A 22,900-nucleotide genomic window follows, 5' to 3' on the forward strand; every position below is an offset into this window, starting at 1 on the left:
ATCCTTGCCCTGCCCTGTCCGTATCAGTAAAGCGGAGCGCGCGTGCGGAAATAGATGCCATGGGGCGAGCGGCCCACGCGGATGGTCTTGACCAGCTTGCGGTTGGCCACGTCGATCAGGCCGACCGCGCGTGCCCAGCGGAACGTCACCCACAGCGTCTTGCCGTCGGCTGTCAGCTCCATGTCGTCCGGTCCCGGCGGCAGGCCGGTGATTTCTCCGACCTTGGTCAGGGTCTGCTGGTCGATGATGCTGATGCTGCCCGAAACCCGGTTGCTCAGGAACAGGTGGCGCTTGTCGCCCACCGCACGGAAGTTGTGCGCCCCCTTGCCGGTCTGGATCTGCTTCACGATGGTACGCGTACGCCAGTCGATCACGGCCACATAGTCCGCGCCCGTCATGCCGACCAGCAGGTAGCGCTGGTCAGGCGTCACCCAGATACCCGCTGGCGCCGAGCCCGCATCCATGCGCCACATCACGTTCTGCGTGGCCAGGTCGATGGCGACCACCTCATTGGAATCCTGCAGCGTGATGAAGGCGATGCGGCTGTCGGTGGTGAAGGCGATATGGCTGGGCGTCTTGGCCAGCGGAAACTGCTTGGCCATCTTCAGCGCCTTGCCGTCCCAGCGGTAGAGATCGACACGGTCCAGCCGGTTGCCAGTAGCGATGAACCACTTCTGGTCCGGGGAAAAACCGATCTGGTAGGGATCGTCGATGCCAGGTACGCGCTGCTGAACCTTGCCAGACACCGGGTCCAGGAAGACCAGGTCATTGCCCACGGCATTCGCAACGATCAGGGACTTTTCATCCGGCGTTGCGATCAGGTGGTGCGGCTCCTTGCCGACCGGGAAGGTCTCCAGCACCTTCTGCGTGTCCTTGTCGATCAGTGTGACGGTCGCATCACCTGAATTGAGCACCACCACAACTTCCGCCGAGGCCGGCGACGCCATCATCCCCAAGGCCAGGGAGCCGATCGTCAACACACCGGCAGCAACACGACGCAACACGAGCATAAGTCCAGTCAATCCAAGGGCGGAATCGCACATTCTAACGTTTCAGACGGTCGCCACGATGACCGGCCGACTGACCACGGACAAGTCTTTCACATTTAGTTACACATCTTTGTGCTGTTCCTGCCTCACGATCCGCCGGGTGGGTGGCAGCTTATCGCTGCATGGCTTCCCAGACCTTCTGCAGCCGCTTGACGGACATCGGCACCGGCGTGCGCAGCTCCTGGGCAAACAGCGCTACGCGCAGTTCTTCCAGCATCCAGCGGAACTCCTCGAGCTTTGCGTCGGCGGCGCCCTTGCCCTGCGTCCGCAGCTGCTTTTCGGCGCGCTGCCACTGCTGCTGCAACGGCGCCATCTCCTGTATGCGCTGGGTGTCGCGCGCGGGGTCGCCCTTGAGCTTGTCCACGCGCATGGCGATGCCCTTCAGGTAGCGCGGGAAATGCACGAGCTGCGCGTACGGCGTATCGATGATGAACTGCTTGCCCATCAGGCGGCCAAGCTGCCCTTCCATGTCGGCATAGGCCACCCCGAAAGGCTTCGCCTGCAGCAGCTTGCGCGGCAGGCCGGCGTACTCGGCCAGGATGGTGCCCGCCAGCCGCGCGATCTCCTGGGCCAGCAGCGACAGCCTGGCCCGGCCCTCGTCCTTGCGAGCGCTGAACTCTGCGTCGTCGCGCGGCAGCGGCGCCTGCAGGCAGGCGCGCTCCAGCGCCACCATGACGATCTGCTCGCGCAGCATCTCCTGCGTGCCCAGGGTCATGTACTGCATGGCCATCTGCTGCAAGCCGGGGATGTTCTTCTCGAGGAACTTCACCTGTTCGCGCAACTGCAACGCGAACAGCCGGCGCAAGCCCGCATGGTGGATACGCTCTGCCTCCTGCGGATCGTCGAAGACCTCCACGTCGCAATGCGTGCCCTTGTCCACCAGCGCCGGGTAGCCGAACAGTGTCTGGCTGCCCTTGCGGATTTCCAGCAACTCGGGCAGTTCGCCGAACGACCAGGACGTCAAACCCTCGTACTGGCCTGCCTCAGCCGCGGGCACGTCGCGCGCGGCAATATTCTGGAACGACTGCTGCGCCTGACCGCCAAGCTCCGCACGCAACTGCGCCAGGTTGCGCCCCATGTCGAGCTGGCGGCCGTGTTCGTCGACCACCTTGAAGTTCATGAAGTGGTGCGCAGGCAGCGTTTCCGGCTTGAAATCGGCGCGCCGCACGACCGTGCCGGTCTGCTCGCGGATGTCCGCGATCAGCACGTCGGTCAGTTCGCCTTCGCCAAACGGGCGCCGCGCCACGAAGGCCGCGGCATAGTCCGGCAGCGGCACGCAGTGGCGGCGCAGCTTCTGCGGCAAGGACTTGAGCAGCAGGTGCACCTTTTCCTTGATCATGCCCGGCACCAGCCATTCGGCACGCTCAGGGCGTACCTGGTTTAGCGCGTAGAGTGGCACGGCCAGCGTGACGCCATCACGGTGGCTGCCGGGCTCGAAGTGATAGGTCAGGCCCATGTCGACGCCGGCCACGGACATGGTCTTGGGGAACAGGTCCGTGGTAATGCCAGCCGCCTCGTGCCGCATCAGCTCCTCGCGGTTGAGGTAGAGCAGCTTGCGGTCCTTCGCGCTTTCGGCCTGGTACCAGCGCTCGAAGGTGTTCTGCTGGCAGATGTCGGCAGGAATCGCCCCGTCATAGAACGCGTAGATCAGTTCATCGTCGACCAGTACGTCCTGGCGGCGCGACTTGTGCTCCAGGTTCTCGATCTCGCGTACCAGCCGCTGGTTGTGCGCGTAGAACGGCAGGCGCGTGTCGAACTCGCCTTCGACCAGCGCGCGGCGGATGAAGATCTCGCGCGCTTCTTTCGGATTCATCGGCCCGTAGTGCACGCGGCGGTGCTGGTACACCACCAGCCCGTAGAGCGTGGCGCGCTCGAGCGCCAGCACCTGTCCGGCCTTCTTTTCCCAGTGCGGGTCGCTCCAGCTCACCTTGAGCAGGTGGCGGCCCACCTGCTCCAGCCACTCGGGCTCGATGCGAGCGAGCGTCCGCGCGAACAGCCGGCTGGTCTCGACCAGTTCGGCGGCCATGACCCAGCGCCCTACCTTGCGCGCGATCAGCGACCCCGGCCACAGGTGGAACTTGATGCCGCGCGCGCCGAGATATTCGCGGCCCTTGCCGTCGCTTTCCTCGATCCGGCAGCCGACGTTGCCAAGCAGGCCGGTCAGCAGCGCCTTGTGCAGCTGCTCGTAGGTCGGCTCACTGTCGTTCAGCCGCCAGCCCTGCTCGGTCACAGTGGTCAGCAACTGCGAATGCACGTCGCGCCACTCGCGCAGCCGCACGTGCGAGAGGAAGCTGGCGCGGCACTGGTCCTGCAGTTGCCGGTTGGATTTCTTGTGCGCGACGGCGTCTTCGAACCACTTCCAGAGCTTGACCCAGCCCAGGAACTCGGACTTCTCGTCCATGAACTTGCGGTGCGCCTGGTCGGCCGCCTCCTGCGCTTCCTGCGGGCGCTCGCGCGGATCCTGCACCGACAGCGCGCTGGCGATGACCAGCACCTCGCGCAGGCAGTGCTGCTCGCGCGCGGCCAGGATCATGCGCGCCACGCGTGGATCCAGTGGCAGCTTGGCCAGCTGGCGTCCGGTAGCGGTGAGCTGGTTGGCATCGTCCACCGCGCCGAGCTCCTGCAGCAGCTGGTAGCCGTCGGCAACCGCCCGGCCCAGAGGCGGCTCGATGAACGGGAATGATTCGATGTCCGTCAACCGCAATGCCTTCATGCGAAGGATCACCGCAGCCAGCGAGGAACGCAGGATCTCCGGATCCGTGAAGCGCACGCGGCCGAGAAAATCCGACTCCTCATAGAGCCGGATGCAAACCCCATTGGCCACGCGCCCGCAACGGCCGGCGCGCTGGTTGGCGGCAGCCTGCGAAATCGATTCGATCTGGAGCTGCTCGACCTTGTTGCGATACGAATAGCGCTTGACACGCGCGAGCCCGGTATCCACCACGTAGCGGATGCCCGGCACGGTCAGCGAGGTCTCGGCAACGTTGGTCGCCAGCACGATGCGGCGCGCGTTCGACGGCTTGAACACGCGCTCCTGCTCCTGCACCGACAGGCGCGCGAACAGCGGCAGAATTTCCGTGTGCGGCGGATGATGCTTGCGCAGCGCCTCGGCGGCCTCGCGGATCTCGCGCTCGCCCGGCAGGAACACCAGCACGTCGCCGGACCCCAGGCGCGACAGTTCGCCCACGGCATCGACGATGCCGTCGTACAGGTCGCGCTCGCGAGCCTGGGCGCTCTTCGGCGGGCCGTCGGCGGGCGCGTCCTGCTGGATCGGCCGGTAGCGGAGTTCCACCGGGTACAGCCGGCCGCTTACCTCGATCACCGGGGCCGGCTTGCCGTTGATGGCGAAATGCGTGGCGAAACGCTGCGCGTCGATGGTAGCCGAGGTAATGATGACTTTGAGGTCCGGGCGCCTTGGCAATAGCTGCTTCAGGTAGCCGATCAGGAAGTCGATGTTCAGGCTGCGTTCGTGCGCCTCGTCGATGATGATGGTGTCGTACGCGCGCAGCAGCGGATCGTTCTGCGTCTCCGCCAGCAGGATGCCGTCGGTCATCAGCTTGACCGAGGCGCCCGGCGACAGCGCATCATTGAAGCGCACCTGATAACCCACGTGCTCGCCGACCGGCGAACCCAGCTCCTGCGCAATGCGCTTGGCGGTCGACGTAGCCGCAATGCGCCGCGGCTGGGTGTGGCCGATCAGGCCGCCGCCTTCGCCGCCGGGCCCGCGCCCGATCGACAGGCAGATCTTGGGCAACTGCGTGGTCTTGCCCGAGCCAGTCTCGCCGGACACGATGACCACCTGGTTCGCCTGCAGCGCCGCGGCAATCTCGTCACGGCGCACCGAGACCGGCAGCGCCTCCGGAAACGTGATGGGCGGCAGCGGGTTGGCCTGGCGCGGCGGCCGTGGCGCGCGCCTGCGCGCAGCCTGCGCCCCAGGGCCGGGCGCGGTCTCTGGCCGCGGGCCGGAACGGGATGGCGGGCGCTGCTCGGGACGGCCGTCGGGTCGGGGGGCTGGCCGTGCGCCAGCGGCTGGCTGGCGTGGCGAAGAAGGCTTGGCGGGACGTTGTTCTGACATTGGCCGGGATTATAATCCGCGGCATGAATGCCAGAACCGACACGCCACCGCAGGCGCCGGCTCCCTTCGAGCCGGCCGAGCCCCAGCCTGCCACCGAATCGCAGCCCGCCACGGGCGCGCCCCAGACCGAAGCCGGCGAGCGCGGCGCCCCGGACCACCAGCAGTTTGTCGACTGGCTGCGCACCGTCGCGCCGTATATCCACGCGTTCCGGGGAAAGACCTTCGTGATCGCCTTCGGCGGCGAGCTGGTCAAGGCGGGGGTCCTCAATGCGCTGGTCAACGATGTGGCGCTGCTGCATGCCATGGGCATGCAGATCGTGCTGGTGCACGGTTCGCGCCCGCAGGTGGAAGAGCAGCTGGCCCTGCGCCATGTCGAATCCCAGTTCGCCGACGGCGTGCGCATCACTGACAACGCCGCACTCGAATGCGCCAAGGAAGCCTCCGGCGAACTGCGCCTGGATATCGAGGCGGCCTTCAGCCAGGGGCTGCCGAACACGCCGATGGCTGGTGCGCAGCTGTCCGTGATCTCGGGCAACTTCGTCACGGCCCGGCCGGTGGGCATCGTCAACGGCGTGGACTACCAGCACACTGGCCTGGTGCGCAAGATCGACGGCGAATCGGTGCGCATGTCGCTGTCGCACGGCAAGATCGTGCTGTTCTCGCCGCTGGGCTTCTCGCCGACGGGGCAGGCCTTCAACCTGTCCATGGAAGATGTGGCCAGCGCCACGGCAACCACGCTCAAGGCCGACAAGCTCATTTTCATCACCGAAGTGCCGGGCGTGCTTGACCCGGTCGGCAAGCTGATGAAAGAGATGTCGCTGCGCACTGCCGTGGAGCGCCTGCAGAACGACCACCTGCCGCATGACATCGGCTACTACCTGCAGCACCTGGTCAAGGCGCTCAAGGGCGGCGTGCCGCGCGCGCACCTGATTCCCTATTCGCTGGACGGCTCGGTGCTGCTGGAACTGTTCCTGCACGATGGCGTCGGCACCATGATTTCCGACACGGACCTGGAAAGCCTGCGCGAAGCCACGCTTGACGACGTCGGCGGCATCCTGCAGCTGATCGCCCCGCTCGAGCAGGACGGTACGCTGGTCCCGCGCGGCCGCCACCTGATCGAGCGCGACATCGCCAATTTCTCGGTGATCGAGCACGACGGCGTGCTGTTCGGTTGCGCCGCCCTGTACGACTACCCGCGTGAAAACATGGGCGAGATGGCCTGCCTGACGGTGTCGCCCGAAGCGCAGGGCACCGGCGACGGGGAGCGCCTGCTCAAGCGCATCGAACGGCGCGCACGCACGCTGGGCCTCGAACGTCTGTTCGTACTCACCACGCGCACCGAACACTGGTTCCTCAAGCGCGGCTTTGTCCACGCCACCGTGGACGACCTGCCCGAAGACAAGCGCAAGCTCTACAACTGGCAGCGCAAGTCGATGGTGCTGATGAAAAAACTGTAGGAAATGTAGGGGCAATGCCGCCATGCCGCGGTGCCCCGGCGCGCTTGGCTACAATAGCAGACCAGTTGTCCACTGAAACACAGGATCGGTAGCACAGGACGCGCGGCATGCCTCGGCACGACCGCCCCGGCTCCCACCCACGCACACAAGGAGTCCCCATGGCCCGCATGGTCCATTGCATCAAGCTGAACAAGGAAGCCGAAGGGCTCGATTTCCCGCCCCTGCCCGGCGAACTCGGCAAGAAGATCTGGCAAAACGTCTCGAAGGAAGCCTGGGCCGGCTGGCTCAAGCACCAGACCATGCTGATCAATGAGAACCGCCTGAACATGGCCGATGCGCGCGCGCGCCAGTATCTGATCAAGCAGACCGAGAAGTACTTCTTCGGCGAAGGCGCGGACCAGGCTACGGGCTACGTCCCGCCGCAGGCCTGATTTCCTGCGCAAGCGCAATGAAAAAGGGGTGCCGCCGGCACCCCTTTTTGCTACTGGCGCATCCTGCGCCGGTGGCTCAGAAATCGGTGCGGCGTACGCCGTCGCCCGTGCCAAGCAGCAGCACGTTCGCACCGCGCAGGGCAAACAGGCCTACCGTCACCACACCGGGAATCTGGTTGACGGACTGCTCCAGCCCGCGCGGGTCAGTGATCTTCAGTCCGGACACGTCCAGGATCACATTGCCGTTGTCGGTCTTGTAGATGCCGCCGTCCTTGTTCATACGCAGGCGCGGCTGGCCACCGAGCGCGGCCAGCTGGCGCGCCACCGCTGCGCGTGCCATCGGAATCACTTCGACGGGCAGCGGGAAGGCGCCCATGGTCTCCACCAGTTTGCTGCCATCCGCGATGCACACGAAACGGCCCGCGACCGAGGCCACGATCTTCTCGCGCGTCAGCGCGCCGCCGCCACCCTTGATCATGGCGCCGCTGGCGTCGATCTCGTCGGCGCCGTCGACATAGACGGGAATATCGTCGACTTCGTTCAGGTCGAGCACCTTGAAGCCATGTTGCTGCAGCCGGCGCGTGGAAGCCTCTGAGCTCGATACCGCACCCGCGAAGCGATCCTTGAACGCCGCCACGGCGTCAATGAAAAGATTGGCCGTGGAACCGGTGCCAACGCCAAGCACGGCGCCCTCCGGGACTTCCTGCTTCACGTAGTCGGCCGCAGCTTGCGCCACCAGCGCCTTGAGTTCATCCTGAGTCATGACAACAGCCAGATGGCTTTGGGGAAGAAAACGCGTAGTGTAGCGGATTGCGGCGGCACGACTTGCGCGCGACGGTACAATGAGTCGAAAGGCACGCACGGTCCGGCCGAACGGCCCCGCGACACGGCCGCCCTCCCCGCCTCAACATGACGACTGCAACGACATACCGATCATGAACCAGCTCGAACAACTCAAGCAGTTCACCACGGTCGTGGCCGACACCGGCGACTTCCAGCTGATGAAGCAGTACACCCCCCAGGACGCCACCACCAATCCGTCGCTGATCCTCAAGGCAGTGCAGAAGCCCGAATACCGCGGGCTGCTGGAACAGGCCGTGAGCGACTACCATGACGAAGGCGGCGTCGATGCCGTGATGGACGGCGTGCTGATCGCGTTCGGCTGCGAGATCCTGGCGATCGTGCCGGGACGCGTGTCGACGGAGGTCGATGCGCGGCTGTCGTTCGACACCGAGGCGACGGTCGAGAAGGCCCGCCACCTGATCCGCCTGTACGAGCGGCGCGGCGTAGCCCGCGAGCGCGTGCTGATCAAGATTGCGTCGACGTGGGAAGGCATCGGCGCGGCGGAGATCCTGCAGCGCGAAGGCATCCGTTGCAACATGACGCTGCTGTTCTCGCTGGTGCAGGCAGTGGCCTGTGCCGAGGCCGGCGCGCAGCTGATCTCGCCGTTTGTCGGCCGTATTCTCGACTGGTACAAGAAGCAGGCCGGCGACCAGTGGGACGCCGCCGCAAATGCCGGCGACAACGATCCCGGCGTGCGCTCCGTGCGCCAGATCTACGACTACTACAAGAAGTTCGGCTACCCCACCGAAGTGATGGGCGCCAGCTTCCGCAGCACCGCGCAGATCGTCGCATTGGCTGGCAGCGACCTGCTCACCATCAGCCCCGACCTGCTCGAACAGCTCGCCCGCACCGAAGGCACGGTCGAGCGCAAGCTATCGGTCGACCTGGCACAGGCTGGCAATATCGCACGCATCCCCGCCGATGAGCGCGCGTTCCGCTGGCAGCTGAACGAAGACGCCATGGCCACTGAGAAGCTGGCCGAAGGCATCCGGCTGTTTGCCGCGGATGCAGTCAAGCTCGAAAAGCTGGTCGCGGAAATCGCCGGCTGACGCCGGCTGGGCCCGAAGCTCAGTCCGGTTCGGAGGCCGAGCCGGACTGCGGCCACAGCAGTGGCAGGCAGGCGCCTGCCGCCGCCTGCAATACGACGTCGGCGGTCTGGTCCAGTGCCGAAGGCTGGGGATTCACCACGACGATGCGCGCGCCATGGTCCCTCGCCAGACCTGGCAATGCGGCAGCCGGATACACCAGCCCCGAAGTCCCGACCACCAGGCACAAGTCGGCGGACTCCGCGGCATGCTCGGCGCGGAAGCGCGCCACGCGCGGCAAGTCTTCTCCGAACCACACCACGCCGGGCCGCATCAGCGCGCCACACAGGCTGCAGCGCGGCGGATCGCCGGGAATGGCGTTGGCCTCATCGCAGCGCCCGCACCCGTTGAGCCATTTGTTGGCGAACAGGTTTCCGTGCAGCTCGATGACATGCTCGCTGCCCGCACGCTGGTGCAACCCGTCCACATTCTGCGTCACCAGCGTCACCGGCTTCTGCGAAGCCAGCGCGACCAGCGCATAGTGCGCCGGATTGGGCCGCGCAGCCGCCACCAGTTCGCGCCGATGCTGGTACCACTCCCACACAAGCGCCGGCTGGCGGCGGTAAGCATCCTCGCTTGCAAGCTCCTCCGGATCGAAGCGGGCCCAAAGGCCAGTCAGCGCATCGCGGAATGTCGGCACGCCCGATTCGGCGGAAATGCCCGCGCCGGTCAGCACAAATACGCTGCGCGCGCGGGCGATCAGATCCCTGGCTTCTTCCAGGCCCGGCCATGGCGACGATAAAGGGATCAGGGGATCACCTGCCATACCGTCATCGCGTCATCGCGTCATCGCGGCAGGCGCCGCTGGCGCACGGCCTCGTAAAGACAAACGCCGCTGGCCACCGACACATTGAGGCTCTCGACACCGCCAAGCATCGGGATGCCGACCAGTTCGTCGCAGGTCTCGCGCGTCAGGCGGCGCATTCCCTCGCCTTCGGCTCCCATCACGATAGCCATCGGGCCCTTCAGGTCCACGTCGTAGAGCGTCTTGTCGGTACCGTCGGCGGTGCCGACCACCCAGATGCCGCGCTCCTGCAATTCGCGCAGGGTGCGGGCAAGGTTGGTCACGGTGATATAAGGCACGGTCTCGGCGGCGCCGCTGGCCACCTTCGCAACCGTGGCGTTCAGCCCAACACTGCGGTCCTTGGGCGCGATCACGGCGTGCGCACCGGCGCCGTCCGCCACGCGCAGGCAGGCCCCGAGGTTGTGGGGATCGGTGACGCCATCGAGCACCAGCAGCAACGGGGTACCTTCAATGCCATCGAGCAGTTCGTCGAGGTTCAGCGCCAGTGCCACGTCTTCGGCGCGCGCCACCACACCCTGGTGACGGTCGGTGCCGGCCATGCCGCGCAGGCGCTCGGCGTCCACCGGGTGCAGGCGCACGCCCAGGCTCTCGGCCAGGCGGATGAAGTCCTGCATGCGACGGTCTCGGCGCGAGGCCTCGACATAGACATCGGTGACGCCCTTGGCGTCCTGGCGCAAGCGCGCAGTCACGGCATGAAAGCCGATCAGAAGTTTTTGTTTAGCCATGGCGCGATTGTACTCGCCCTGCCCGGGCCGCCATCACGCCGGCCGCGCGCCGTCCGGGGCCCCCAGCGCGGCAGCGCCCCGGACGCATCCGCTCAACGCTTGCGCGGCGTGCGCGACGTCTTGCCCGCAGTCTTGGCCGCGCGCGTTTTCGAAGCCGTCTTGCGCGGCTTGTCCAGATGGGCCGGCTTGGGCTTGGCGGCGCGCTTGGCCGGCTTGCCGCCGGTCTTGACGTGCGGCCGCAGCGGCGTGATCACGGCCTCGAACACCGGTTGTTCCTCGATCACGCGATCCAGGGTCTCGTCGAACGACTCTTCCGGCTTCGAGGTACCGCCCAGCAGCGCCGCCAGTTGCCGGCCCTTCTTGCGTGCCGGCACGGCATGCGCGGCCGGCACGCGCGGCGGCTCCCCCACGCCGGCACGGGCGCGCAGGGTCTTGGCCGACGGCTCCTGCACCAGGTGGAAGTCGATCTTGCGTGCATCGAGATCCACGCGCGACACCTGCACGCGCACGCGGTCGGTCAGGCGGTAGCGGATGCCGGTACGCTCGCCGCGCAGTTCGTTGCGGGCTTCGTCGTACTGGAAGTAGTCGCTGCCGAGTTCGGTGACGTGCACAAGCCCTTCCACGTACAGCTCGTCGAGCTGCACGAAGATGCCGAACGACGTCACGGCACTGATGGTGCCCGCAAAGTCGCTGCCCAGCTTGTCGCGCATGAAGTAGCACTTGAGCCAGGCTTCGACGTCGCGCGACGCCTCGTCGGCGCGGCGCTCGTTGGCCGAGCAGTGCAGGCCCAGTTCGTCCCAGATCGCTTCATTGCGCCGTGCGCGCGCCGCGGCCAGTTCCGCCTTCTGCTCGGCGTCCTTGGCCTGCAGGCGCCGCGCCTTGGGCGAGATCGCGGTGTTGAGCTCGGTGCCGTGAACAAAGGCGGGCTGGTACTTGGTATGCGCCAGGATCGCCTTGATCGCACGGTGCACCAGCAGGTCCGGATAGCGGCGGATCGGGCTGGTGAAATGCGCGTAGGCCTCGTAGGCCAGACCAAAGTGGCCGATGTTGTCGGGGCTGTAGACGGCCTGCTGCATCGAGCGCAGCAGCATGGTCTGGAGCATTGGCGCATCGGGCCGCGACTTGATCTTGTCCATCACCTCGGCGTAGTCGGACGCCTGCGGCTTGTCGCCGCCGCCGAGCGACAGCCCCGAGGTCTTCAGGAACTCGCGCAGGTTCTTGAGCTTTTCCTCGCTCGGGCCCGCATGGATGCGGTACAGCGCCGGGTGCTTGAAGCGCTCGAGGAAATCGGCCGCACAGACGTTGGCCGTCAGCATGCATTCCTCGATCAGGCGGTGCGCATCATTGCGCGTGCGCGGCAGGATCTGTTCGATCTTGCCCTGCGCGTTGCAGACGATGTACGTCTCGGTAGTATCGAAGTCGATCGCACCGCGCGCACGCCGTGCCTTGAGCAGGACCTGGAACAGCTCGTACAGGTTCTGCAGGTAGGGCACGAGTTCGGCACGCTTGTGTGCCTCCGGCCCCTTGGTGTTCGACAGGATCGACCAGACCTCGTTGTAGGTCAGCCGTGCCGCGGAGTGCATGACGGCCGGATAGAACTGGTAGCCCTTCAGCTCGCCCTTGGCGGTAATCACCGCGTCGCACACCATGCACAGCCGGTCCACCTCTGGATTGAGCGAGCACAGTCCGTTGGACAGCTTCTCCGGCAGCATCGGGATCACCCGGCGCGGGAAATACACGGAGGTGGCACGGTCAAGCGCATCGGCATCCAGCGGCGTGCCGGGCCGCACGTAGTGCGACACGTCGGCGATCGCCACGATCAGGCGCCACCCGTTGCTGCGGCCGATCTTCACGGGCTCGCAATAGACCGCATCATCAAAGTCGCGCGCGTCTTCGCCATCGATGGTGACAAGCGGCACGTCGCGCAGGTCGATGCGGTGGTCCAGGTCGGCCTGCCGCACTTCATCGGGCAGCGCCGTGGCTTCCTTGGCTGCGGCCTGCGAGAACGTATGCGGCACGCCGTACTTGCGCACGGCGATCTCGATTTCCATGCCCGGATCGTCGATATCGCCGAGCACTTCCACAACACGCCCCACGGGCTGCACGTAGCGATCCGGATATTCAACCAGTTCGACACTGACCACCTGCCCCACGCGCGCCTTGCCCTGCGCCTTCGGCGGGATCAGGATATCCTGGCTGATGCGCTTGTCCTCTGGCGCAACGACGAGCACGCCGCCCTCGCTGAGCAGGCGCCCGATCACGTAACGGTTGGCACGTTCGAGAATCTCGACGATCTGCCCTTCCGGACGGCCTCGCCGGTCGTAGCCGACCACGCGCACCTGCGCGCGGTCGTTGTGCATGGCCTTCTGCAGTTCACGCTCGGGCAGGAAGATATCGTCCTCGCCATCGTCGCGGATCAGGAAGCCGAAGCCGTCGCGATGTCCCTGCACGCGGCCGGTGACGAAGTTCGGTTGATGGGCCAGTTCATAGCGGCCCTTGCGGTTCAGTTCGATCTGCCCGTCGCGTTCCATCGCGGCCAGGCGTTTCTGGAATCCGTCATGCTCCTTGCGCGTGACGGACAGGGCCTTGGCGATATCGCCGGCCGACTGGGGCGACCCCGATGTTCTCAGTACGCCGAGGATTTCTTCCCGACTAGGGATCGGATAGTTATTTTGATTCAATTTTTTCTGAAAACTATTTGACAAAATTTCCGCACTCTCTATAATGAGCGCTTCGGTTGTTTCGACACCTGCCCAGGTGGCGGAATTGGTAGACGCACTAGGTTCAGGTCCTAGCGGTGGCAACACTGTGGAGGTTCGAGTCCTCTCCTGGGCACCAGATCAGCGAGAAACCCGCAGCGCTTTCAAAGCCTGCGGGTTTTTTGTTTTCCGCCCTCGCTTTATCTACCTGATCCGGCAACTTGAACTCCTCGATTCACGGCCAGTCGCGACCGCATTCCATTTGCTGACCCCGGGAACTTGCGGGCGGCACTGCGAACCAGTGTATCAGCTTCAGTGGCGATTCCGGCATTCTCCCGCCACCTTTGCGACACAAAATCGCGACAACCGCCGCGCCCAACTCCTGGTTGCTGGCGGCCGACGGCGCAGGCAGCCTGTTCGTGGCGCCCGGCACGCAACTCGTGGATACGCCGGAATTTCCGGTGGAAGACTGCGCGATCGCGATGCTGGATGACATCGAAAAGCCAGCGCTTCACCGCCGGCGATTGAGCGCCGAGCGTTCGCGGCCCCTGCGTGGGGCCGCCTGCTACACGACGGCGTGCGTCAGCCTTGCGCGCCGTCTTCCTGCGCGCGCTTGCCGCGCTTGAGCCAGGCCGACAGGTTGTGCGGACGCAGCGTGTCGTATTCCTCGAATGGCTGGTGGATCCAGGGGTTCGACGGCAGGAAGGTCACATGGTAGTCCGGCTTGACCTTCGAGCATGCCTTGTACCACAGCACGGCCGACCGGACTTCCGTTACCGCAGGGTAACGCTCCTTGAGATGCCGCCCCACGCGCTCCAGGGTCACACCGGAATCGACGAGGTCGTCCACCAGCAGGATCTTGCCGGTAAGCTCGCCGCGCGTCATGGTGATGTACTGGGCGATATCCAGATCACCCTGCTGCGTGCCCGCCGCCTCGCGGTAGCTGCTGGTGGCCAGGATGGCCAGCGGCACGTCGAAAATGCGCGACATCTGGTCGCCCACGCGCAGCCCGCCGCGCGCCAGGCACAGGATCTTGTCGAACTTCCAGCCCGACTCATGCACGTTCAGCGACAGACGCGCGATCAGGCGATGGTACTCATCCCAGGACACCCACAGGTTCTCGTCGTCGTTCGTTGGCAGATTCATGATTTGCTCTTTCTATCTTCTGGTCGGTTGACCGATATAGTTCGGCCCGCTTGCGCGGGCCGATTTGTTCTGGCGGGGCCGCCGCGCTTGTGGCGCGCGGCCCTTGCAGCGGGTGTCGCCTGGTCAGGCCAGATACGGGTGACGCAGCAGGATAGTCTCGTCGCGATCCGGGCCCGTCGAAATCATGTCGATGGGGATGCCAACCACTTCTTCCACGCGCTTCAGGTACGTGCGCGCAGCTTCGGGCAGCGCGTCCCACGACTTCACGCCGAAGGTCGACTCGTTCCAGCCCGGGAATTCCTCGTAAACCGGTTCGCAACGCGCCACGGCATCGGAGCCGCGCGGCAGGATGTCCACCGTCTTGCCGTCCAGCGTGTAGCCGACGCAGAGCTTGATGCTTTCCAGGCCGTCGAGCACGTCGAGCTTGGTCAGGCACAGGCCCGACACGCCGTTGATCTGCACCGAGCGCTTGAGCGCCGCGGCATCGAGCCAGCCAGTGCGGCGCGGACGGCCGGTCACCGAGCCAAACTCCTTGCCCACATTGGCCAGGCGCACGCCGACCTGATCCTGGCGGGCAGGATTGTCGTTGTCGTACAGCTCGCTCGGGAACGGGCCGGAGCCGACGCGCGTGCAATATGCCTTGGTGATGCCCAGGATGTAATTCAGCCGGCCCGGCCCCACGCCGGCACCTGCGGCAGCCGCACCGGCCACGCAGTTGCTCGAGGTCACGAACGGATAGGTGCCGTGGTCCACGTCGAGCAGCGTGCCTTGCGCGCCTTCGAACATCAGGTTGCCGCCGGCGGCATTGACCGCATAAAGCTCGGCCGACACGTCCGCCACCATCGGCGCCAGGCGCGGCGCAAAGGCCAGCGCCTCATCCAGGGTCTGCTGGAAGTCCACGGCTTCGGCGCCGAGGTACTGCGTCAGCATGAAATTGTGGAGGTCGAGGTTCTCGCGCAGGCGTTCGGCGAACTGCTCCGGGTCGAACAGATCCTGCACGCGCAGCGCGCGGCGCGCCACCTTGTCTTCATAGGCCGGGCCGATGCCGCGGCCGGTCGTGCCGATCTTGGCCGCGCCGCGACGGGCTTCACGCGCCTTGTCGATCGCCACGTGGTAAGGCAGGATCAGCGTCGCGGCTTCCGAGATGCGCAGGCGTTTCTGCACTTCTAGGCCGGCCGACTCGAGTTCTTCGATTTCACGGAACAGGGCTTCCGGCGACAGCACCACGCCGTTGCCGATATAGCAGACCGTGCCTTCGCGCATGATCCCCGACGGGATCAGTCGCAGGATGGTCTTCTTGCCGCCGATGATCAGGGTATGGCCAGCGTTGTGGCCGCCCTGGAACCGCACCACGCCCTTTGCATGATCGGTAAGCCAATCGACGATTTTCCCCTTGCCTTCGTCACCCCACTGGGTGCCGATCACGACGACATTGCGTCCCTGGCCTACTGCGGATGCGGACATATTGCTTTGGTCAATAGGTTAAAAACGTATTCTACTCTTGTTACCGGTCAGTTCCCGCTTTTTGGGCAAATGCCCGGTATCAAGATTCAGCGTGGTACAACAACCCAGCCAGCCTCCTGGCGCACGAGTTGGCGGTCGCAGTTGAATTCATCGAGATCGTTGGCGTGCCCGGGCAGCGACTGGATCACGATCTCCCCCGCTGCCCGCAGTGCCACGATGGCGGCACGAAGGGCAGGATCCGCATCCCAGGGCGCGAAAACTGCCTGCGCACGCACTTCGATGGGTGACAGTGCCGCCACCTCGCGCAGATCCAGCGAGAACCCGGTGGCCGGACGCGCGCGGCCAAAGGCTTCGCCAACCTTGTCATAGCGGCCGCCGCGCGCCACATAGTTCGGAAGCCCTGCCACATACGCCGCAAACATCACACCGCTGTGATAGTGATAGCCGCGCAGGTCGGACAGGTCGATATTGACGCTCGCGCCGCGCACCTGCGCCGCCAGGGCCGCCAGCTCATCCAGCGCGCGGCCAATGGCCGGGCTCGCAGGAAGCGTGGCACGGGCTCGGTCGAGGACCTCCATGCCGCCATACAGGGTCGGGAGCGCCAGTAGTGCGTCCCGCTCGGTCTGCGGCAAGCCCTGCGTGATCTCGCGCAGCGCCGAGACATCCTTGGTTTCCAGCGCCGCGAACAGCGCGTCTTCGATCCGGCGGATGGATGGCAGGCCGTCCAGCAGCGCCTCCAGGATACCGGCATGGCACAAGTCGATGCGGATATCCGACAGCCCCGCCGCTTGCAGCGCGGCAAGCATCAGTTCCTGGATCTCGACATCGGCCTCCAGGCCCGCATGGCCGTAGATCTCGGCACCGACCTGGATCGGCTCGCGCGTGGCGTGAAACCCGGCCGGGCGCGCGTGCAGGACGTTCCCCGCATAGCAAAGCCGCGTCACGCCGGGACGGTTCAGCAAGTGGGCATCGATGCGTGCCACCTGCGGCGTGATATCGGCGCGCAGGCCCATCGTGCGGCCCGACAACTGGTCCACCAGCTTGAACGTGCGCAGGTCGAGGTCATGCCCGGTGCCGGTCAGCAGCGACTCCAGGTATTCCAGCATCGGCGGCATGACCAGCTCGTAGCCGTAGGTGCGGAACAGGTCCAGCATGCGGCGGCGCAATTCCTCGATCTTGCGGGCCTCCGACGGCAGGACGTCGGCAATGTTTTCTGGCAGCAGCCAATGGTTGGACATGATGAATCTCTTCTCTGTATGACACGTTTGCGGGCAGGCCCCGGCCTGCACACCCGGCGAGTTCGATACGGCCCGGCACGCGTCCGCGCCGTCACTTCAGGCGCCGCCCTCCAGCCGGACAAAACCCCGGCAAGCCGGGGTTTTGTCACCTCGCCACAAATTTCGCGGTCTTGCTAGCGCCGCCCTCCGGACGCGCCACCCGCTGCCGGTGCCGCGGCACCGCCGCTGGATCGCATGTAGCGGAAGAAGTCCGAATTCGGCTCCAGCACCATGATGTCGCGCTTGTCGCGGAAGGTATTGCGATAGGCCTCCATGCTGCGCCAGAACTGCGCGAACTGCGGATCCTTGCCGAATGCTTCGGCATAGATCTGCGAAGACTTGGCATCGCCTTCGCCCTTGACCACCTGGGCATCGCGATAGGCCTCGGCCAGCACCACCTCGCGCTGGCGATCGGCATCGGCGCGAATCTTCTCGCCTTCGGCAGCGCCAGTCGAACGCAGCTCGTTGGCCACGCGCTTGCGCTCGGCTTCCATGCGGCGGTACACCGATTCGCTGATGGCCGGCAGCAGGTCCACGCGCTTGAGACGCACGTCGAGGATCTCGACGCCGACCGACTGCGCATATTCCGCCATGCCGGCGCGGATGTTCTGCATGACCTTTTCGCGCTCGCCTGCAACCACGTCAGCGACGGTGCGCTTGCCGAACTCCTCGCGCGCCACGGCATCGATACGCTGGGTCATGCGGTCCTGGGCGCTGCGCACATTGCCGCCGAAGGCAACGTAGAACTTGCGCGGATCGGTGATGCGCCATTTGACGAACCAGTCCACCACCATGCTCTTCTTTTCGGCAGTCAGGAAGCGCTCGTTGGCGGCCACGTCAATGGTCTGCAGGCGGCGGTCCATGAACACCACGTTCTGCAACGGCGGCGGCAGCTTGAAGTGCAGGCCAGGCTCGCGCACGATCTGCTTGATCTCGCCAAATGCAAACACCACGGCGTACTGGCGCTGGTCGACGACGAACATCATCGAAGACGCCACGGCCAGCAGGATGAAAGCGCCAATCGCGAAGGAAATCAGTCGGTTCATGACGGTCTCCTCAGCGCGAATCGCGGTCACGGTTGCGCAGGGATTCGCGCGACCGGACATCGGCGGCCGAATCCTGCGGCGGCTGCGTGCCAGCACCGCTGGCCGGCTGGGATGGCGGCGTACCGCGGCCATCGGCCTGGGCCATCAGCTTGTCGAGGGGAAGATAGAGAAGGTTGCTGCCCTGGCGCGCATCCACCAGCACCTTGGTCGAATTGGCGTAGATCTGCTGCATGGTCTCGATATAGATGCGGTCGCGCGTCACCTGAGGCGCCTTGGCGTATTCGCCCTGCACCGAACGGAACCGCGAAGCATCGCCCTCGGCCTGTGCCACCACGCGGGCACGGTAGGCCTCGGACTCTTCCTTCAGCCGCGCGGCGGTACCCTTGGCGCGCGGAATCACGTCATTGGCATACGCCTGGCCTTCGCTGATCGCGCGCTCGCGATCCTGGCTGGCCTTGTTCACGTCGTCGAACGCGGCCTGCACCTGCTCGGGCGGCTGCACGCTCTGCACGTTGACCGAGATGATGCGGATGCCGGTCTTGTATGCGGACAGGATCGACTGGATCGACTTGGCCAGCCCCTGCGCGATCTGCTCGCGGTTCTCGTACAGCACCGCATCCATCTTGTTGCGGCCGACGATTTCGCGCACCGAGGTTTCGGCGGCCTGCGTCACGAGTTCCTCGTCGCCGCCGCGATCGGTCTTGTTGAAGAACAGGAATTCGCTGGCGTCCTGGATGTCGTACTGGACCGTGAAGCGGACGTCGATGATGTTCTCGTCCTGCGTCAGCATCGACGAGTCCTTCAGGTTGCTGTCCTTGATGGACGTGGAACGCCCCACTTCCACCGAACGCACGGCCGACAGGTTGACGACCTCTGCCGACTGGATCGGCCATGGCAGGCGCCAGTTGATGCCGGGCCCGGTCGAATACTTGAACTTGCCAAACTGCAGGATCACGGCTGTCTGACCTTCCTGCACCATGAAAAAGCCGCTCGCCAGCCAGATGCCAACCACCGCGGCGATCACTACGCCCAGGCCTACACCCGAGCCCTTGCCCGGCGTGCGCGGCGCGCCGAAGCCCTGGTTGCCGCCGTTGCCGTTCTCCTTGCGTCCGAGCAGACCGTTCAGGCGCCGGTTGAAGTCACGCCAGAGTTCGTCGAGATCCGGCGGACCGTCCTGCGGGCGCTGGTTCTGCTGACGGTTCCCTTCACGGTCGTTCGCGCGGCTGTCCTTGTCATCCTCATCCTGGCCGTCGCGCCCCCAGCGGGGATCGTTCAGCGAGAAGATTGCGCGCAGGCGCTGCCATCCCGCGCGCAGCGGAAATCGGCCGCCCGGGGTCAGGCTCGTTTCAGGATTCCGGGAGAACTGGGGCATGAAGTGCACGGGTCCGGGGAAGTTTGTAACAGGGGGATTCTAGCAGTCATCTGCGCCACTTTTGGCCAAATCGCGCAATCCGGCCGCGAATCTCGCCGAAAAGGATCAGGAAAGGTGGCGATCGTCCTGAGCGTGCTGCTCATCCCCGTCGAATCCGTCGTCGTCCACGCGCCGGCCCTGTTCCGACAGCCTGGGATCGAACGGCTCCGGCTCGGGCGGCCGGCTCGCCAGCCACTGCGCGACTTCGACGATGGACTGCCGCAGAGCATCCAGGCCGGTGCCCTCGCGGGCGCTGAGGAACACGCGGGTGGGAACGCCATCCTCATCGCGTTCCACGCGGGCCCCCTGCTCCTGCAGCTCCGGCGCGGCATCGATCTTGTTCATCACGACGATCTGCGGAATCTCGGAGGCGTCGATTTCCGTCAGCACCCGGTTGACCTGCTCGATCTGCTCATGGCGCACCGGACTCGATGCGTCCACGACATGCAGCAGCAAGTCGGCATGCACGGTCTCGTCGAGCGTCGCGCGGAACGCGGCCACCAGCTGGGTCGGCAGGTCGCGGATGAAGCCGACCGTGTCCGACAGCACCACGTTGCCGAGCCCATCCAGGAACATCCGGCGCGAGGTGGTATCGAGCGTCGCGAAAAGCTGGTCAGCCGCGTATGCCCCGGCCTTGGTCAGCGCATTGAACAGCGTCGACTTGCCGGCATTGGTATAGCCAACCAGCGAAATGCTCAGTGTCTCGTTGCGTGCGCGGGCACGCCGCTGGGTGCTGTGCTGCCGCTGCAGCCGGGCAAGGTCGGACTTCAGCCGCTTGGCACGGTCATCGAGCATGCGGCGATCCAGCTCGAGCTGGCGCTCGCCCGGTCCGCCCCGCATGCCGATACCGCCCTTCTGCCGCTCCAGGTGGCTCCAGGCACGAACCAGCCGCGACGCCTGGTACTGGACCTGCGCCAGCTCCACCTGCACCTTGCCCACATGGCTCTGCGCGCGCTGACCGAAGATATCCAGGATCAGACCGGTACGGTCGATCACATGGCGCTGGAGAAAGCGCTCCAGATTACGTTGCTGTGCCGGGCTCAGGGCGTGATTGAACACCACGATGTCGGCATCCAGCGCATCGGCGGCCTCCTTCAGCTCCTCGGCCTTGCCGGAGCCGATGAAGAGCGCCGGGTCCGGCCGCGAGCGCTTGCCGGTCAGCGTATGCACCGGCATGGAGCCTGCCGTGGTGGTCAAGAGGGCAAGCTCGCTCAGGCTTTCCTGAAAATCATGCTTGCCGAAATCCACGCCGACGAGAATGGCACGCGACGGTTCGGTGTTGGAGGTAGCTCTGGGATCCAAGCGGAGGGCGCTACGCGCGAAGAAGAACGATGTTGGGGAGACGACCGGGCCTGCCCGGATTCAGCGGGGCGGGAGCGGGCCTGCACAGGCACGCGCCCCCTTGCGCGATTGAGGCACCGTCACGGCAGGCAGCCGGCCCGGTTCACCGCAAGCCGGCCGCATGCGCGAGCCGGAGGCCGGCACCGGAGCAACGCCGGGTGGCGTGTGCATGATGCCGACAGGCGACGGCCGCAAGCCGTTGCGGCCGTCAGGGAGATCAGCCCTCGGCGGAATCATCCACGCGGAAATTGACCGCGCGAGCCGGGACGACGGTAGAAATTGCATGCTTGTAGACCATCTGCGTCACGGTGTTACGCAGCAGCACGACATACTGGTCGAACGATTCGATATTGCCTTGCAGCTTGATGCCATTGACGAGATAGATGGAAACCGGCACGTGCTCTTTGCGCAGCGCGTTCAGAAACGGGTCTTGTAGCAATTGCCCTTTGTTGCTCATGGCACACTCCAAATTTATAGGTTTAGTGGTGAATAATGGGGACGGAAGTCCCCGGTTCAAGTCAATCGGCGCAAGCTCGCGCCAGAAAAAAGATCAAAAACGGTACCAAAGCGGCGTCAGCGCGCAGAGAACCCCCTGCTACCGCAAATTTAGCCTCAGTTCCAAACGAACGCAAACGAAAACTTGCCTCGCCAGGCACTCGCCGGGAACTCAGTCTTTCGAGTCCGCATACGGGTTTTTGTTCGTGCGAAATTCAATGCGAAGAGGGGTGCCCTTCAGCTTGAATGCCGCGCGGTAGCGGTTCTCCAGGTAGCGCCGGTAGGTCTCGGAAACACCCGACAAGGCATTGCCGTGGATCACGATGATCGGCGGGTTGGAACCACCCTGGTGCGCATAGCGCAGCTTCGGCCGCGACACGCCGACGCGCTTCGGCTGCTGGAACTCCACCGCTTCCTGCAGCACCCGCGTCAGCTGCGGCGTGGGCAGCTTGACCATGGCCGCGGCATAAGCATCGTCCACCGAACGCAGCAGCGCGCCGATACCTGTGCGTTCCCGCGCAGACACGAAGTGGAAATTGGCGAAGTTCAGGAATTGCAGCTTGCGCTCGAGGTCGTGCTTGATGCGATCGCGGGCATGGCCATCCAGGCCATCCCACTTGTTGACGCCGACCACCAGGGCCCGGCCGGACTCGACGATAAAGCCGGCAATATGGGCATCCTGGTCGGAAATGTCCTGCTGCGCGTCGAGCAGCAGGATCACGACGTTGGCATCGGCGATCGATTGCAGCGTCTTGACCACCGAGAACTTCTCGATCGCCTCGAACACCTTGCCCCGACGCCGCAGGCCCGCCGTGTCGATCAGCGTGTAGGGCTTGCCGCCGCGCTCGAATTCCACGTAGATGGCATCGCGGGTGGTGCCGGGCATGTCGAACGCGATCACGCGCTCCTCGCCGATCAGCGTATTGACCAGCGTCGACTTCCCCACGTTAGGGCGGCCTACGATTGCAATCTTCACGCCGTGCCCGCCATCCGACTCTTCCTCGGCCAGTTCGGGACGTTCCTGCACGGCCAGCGCCAGGGCTTCGTCGACGAGTTCGCTAACGCCATCGCCATGCGCAGCCGAGATCGCGTACGGATCGCCCATGCCGAGCTCATAGAAGTCGGCTGCGACCGAGGTGTATTTCATGCCCTCGGCCTTGTTGACGGCCAGCATCACGCGCCGGCCGGTCTTGCGCAGGTAGTCCGCGATGGCGCGGTCCTGCGGGGCAAGGCCCAGCCTGCCGTCGACGATGAAGATGACCACATCCGCCTCGACCACGGCCTGCTTGGTCTGCTTGGCCATCTCGGCGACGATGCCCTCCTTGACCACCGGCTCGAAGCCGCCGGTGTCGATGGCAATGAATGGACGATCGCCAATACGCCCTTCGCCGTAGTGGCGATCGCGCGTCAGGCCCGGCAGGTCGGCGACGAGCGCGTCGCGCGACCGGGTCATGCGGTTGAATAGCGTCGACTTCCCGACGTTCGGGCGGCCGACAAGTGCAATAACTGGTTTCATGCAATAAACGGAAACGGGGGCCGGCACCTGCCGTC

The 22,900-nt window shown here is 65.2% G+C and carries 17 protein-coding genes, 1 tRNA gene and 1 pseudogene; 5 read left to right on the plus strand and 14 right to left on the minus strand.

All coding sequences use genetic code 11. The features are described 5' to 3' along the window. Positions 1-23: 23 nt before the first annotated feature. Both LDO29_RS22030 and hrpA read right to left on the minus strand, forming a co-directional pair. Positions 24-950 carry a YVTN family beta-propeller repeat protein gene (locus tag LDO29_RS22030; RefSeq protein ID WP_224081892.1) on the minus strand — a complete coding sequence of 309 codons (927 nt, stop codon included), beginning with the start codon at positions 948-950 and terminating at the stop codon, positions 24-26. Between the two features lie 211 nt (positions 951-1,161). Next, positions 1,162-5,124 (minus strand): ATP-dependent RNA helicase HrpA, encoded by a 3,963-nt coding sequence (gene hrpA / locus LDO29_RS22035; protein ID WP_224081864.1) that lies wholly within the window; start codon positions 5,122-5,124, stop codon positions 1,162-1,164. Positions 5,125-5,147: 23 nt separating this feature from the next. Here hrpA and argA point away from each other — a divergent pair, with 23 nt between their 5' ends. Continuing rightward, the gene (argA, locus tag LDO29_RS22040) at positions 5,148-6,581 is read left to right on the plus strand and encodes an amino-acid N-acetyltransferase (RefSeq protein ID WP_224081865.1); all 1,434 of its coding nucleotides are present in this window, start codon (positions 5,148-5,150) and stop codon (positions 6,579-6,581) included. Between the two features lie 158 nt (positions 6,582-6,739). Next, positions 6,740-7,012: an oxidative damage protection protein gene (locus LDO29_RS22045; RefSeq protein ID WP_224081866.1), complete on the plus strand. Its 273-nt coding sequence runs from the start codon at positions 6,740-6,742 to the stop codon at positions 7,010-7,012. A gap of 76 nt (positions 7,013-7,088) precedes the next feature. On the opposite strand, the gene rpiA is transcribed toward LDO29_RS22045, so the two are convergent. Continuing rightward, positions 7,089-7,775: a ribose-5-phosphate isomerase RpiA gene (gene rpiA / locus LDO29_RS22050; RefSeq protein ID WP_224081867.1), complete on the minus strand. Its 687-nt coding sequence runs from the start codon at positions 7,773-7,775 to the stop codon at positions 7,089-7,091. Between the two features lie 172 nt (positions 7,776-7,947). Between rpiA and tal the strand changes: the two genes are divergently transcribed. Then, positions 7,948-8,904 carry a transaldolase gene (gene tal, locus LDO29_RS22055; protein WP_224081868.1) on the plus strand — a complete coding sequence of 319 codons (957 nt, stop codon included), beginning with the start codon at positions 7,948-7,950 and terminating at the stop codon, positions 8,902-8,904. 19 nt (positions 8,905-8,923) lie between these two features. On the opposite strand, the gene LDO29_RS22060 is transcribed toward tal, so the two are convergent. The 3 genes from LDO29_RS22060 to rnr form a co-directional block, all read right to left on the minus strand. After that, positions 8,924-9,706, minus strand: coding sequence for an SIR2 family NAD-dependent protein deacylase (locus tag LDO29_RS22060; protein ID WP_224081869.1), 783 nt, complete (start codon positions 9,704-9,706; stop codon positions 8,924-8,926). Positions 9,707-9,726: 20 nt separating this feature from the next. Next, positions 9,727-10,470 carry a 23S rRNA (guanosine(2251)-2'-O)-methyltransferase RlmB gene (gene rlmB / locus LDO29_RS22065; RefSeq protein ID WP_224081870.1) on the minus strand — a complete coding sequence of 248 codons (744 nt, stop codon included), beginning with the start codon at positions 10,468-10,470 and terminating at the stop codon, positions 9,727-9,729. Positions 10,471-10,562: 92 nt separating this feature from the next. Beyond that, positions 10,563-13,151 carry a ribonuclease R gene (gene rnr, locus LDO29_RS22070; RefSeq protein ID WP_224081871.1) on the minus strand — a complete coding sequence of 863 codons (2,589 nt, stop codon included), beginning with the start codon at positions 13,149-13,151 and terminating at the stop codon, positions 10,563-10,565. A gap of 70 nt (positions 13,152-13,221) precedes the next feature. Here rnr and LDO29_RS22075 point away from each other — a divergent pair. Continuing rightward, positions 13,222-13,308: transfer RNA gene (locus LDO29_RS22075), tRNA-Leu, on the plus strand. A gap of 247 nt (positions 13,309-13,555) precedes the next feature. Continuing rightward, a pseudogene (locus LDO29_RS28385) lies at positions 13,556-13,636 on the plus strand (NAD(P)-dependent oxidoreductase); the annotation flags it as partial. Between the two features lie 115 nt (positions 13,637-13,751). On the opposite strand, the gene LDO29_RS22080 reads toward LDO29_RS28385, so the two are convergent. The 8 genes from LDO29_RS22080 to der all read right to left on the minus strand — a co-directional run bounded on the left by LDO29_RS22080 (position 13,752) and on the right by der (position 22,865). Next, the gene (locus tag LDO29_RS22080; protein ID WP_224081872.1) at positions 13,752-14,315 is read right to left on the minus strand and encodes a phosphoribosyltransferase; all 564 of its coding nucleotides are present in this window, start codon (positions 14,313-14,315) and stop codon (positions 13,752-13,754) included. Between the two features lie 123 nt (positions 14,316-14,438). Further along, positions 14,439-15,779: an adenylosuccinate synthase gene (locus tag LDO29_RS22085; protein WP_224081873.1), complete on the minus strand. Its 1,341-nt coding sequence runs from the start codon at positions 15,777-15,779 to the stop codon at positions 14,439-14,441. A gap of 86 nt (positions 15,780-15,865) precedes the next feature. Beyond that, positions 15,866-17,017: an ATP phosphoribosyltransferase regulatory subunit gene (locus LDO29_RS22090; protein WP_224081874.1), complete on the minus strand. Its 1,152-nt coding sequence runs from the start codon at positions 17,015-17,017 to the stop codon at positions 15,866-15,868. Between the two features lie 173 nt (positions 17,018-17,190). Beyond that, positions 17,191-18,102, minus strand: coding sequence for a protease modulator HflC (gene hflC / locus LDO29_RS22095; protein ID WP_224081875.1), 912 nt, complete (start codon positions 18,100-18,102; stop codon positions 17,191-17,193). Positions 18,103-18,112: 10 nt separating this feature from the next. Next, a complete protein-coding gene (hflK, locus tag LDO29_RS22100) occupies positions 18,113-19,474 on the minus strand; it encodes an FtsH protease activity modulator HflK (RefSeq protein WP_224081876.1) in 1,362 nt (453 codons plus the stop codon). A gap of 105 nt (positions 19,475-19,579) precedes the next feature. Further along, positions 19,580-20,815, minus strand: a complete 1,236-nt coding sequence (hflX, locus tag LDO29_RS22105) for a GTPase HflX (RefSeq protein ID WP_224081877.1) — start codon at positions 20,813-20,815, stop codon at positions 19,580-19,582. Between the two features lie 256 nt (positions 20,816-21,071). Then, positions 21,072-21,311, minus strand: coding sequence for an RNA chaperone Hfq (gene hfq / locus LDO29_RS22110; protein ID WP_006577126.1), 240 nt, complete (start codon positions 21,309-21,311; stop codon positions 21,072-21,074). Positions 21,312-21,521: 210 nt separating this feature from the next. Then, complete coding sequence (der, locus tag LDO29_RS22115; RefSeq protein WP_224081878.1) at positions 21,522-22,865, minus strand: ribosome biogenesis GTPase Der; 1,344 nt, start codon at positions 22,863-22,865, stop codon at positions 21,522-21,524. Positions 22,866-22,900 lie beyond the last annotated feature (35 nt).

The organism is Cupriavidus laharis (assembly GCF_914271435.1).
In the GTDB taxonomy this organism is placed as follows: domain Bacteria; phylum Pseudomonadota; class Gammaproteobacteria; order Burkholderiales; family Burkholderiaceae; genus Cupriavidus; species Cupriavidus laharis.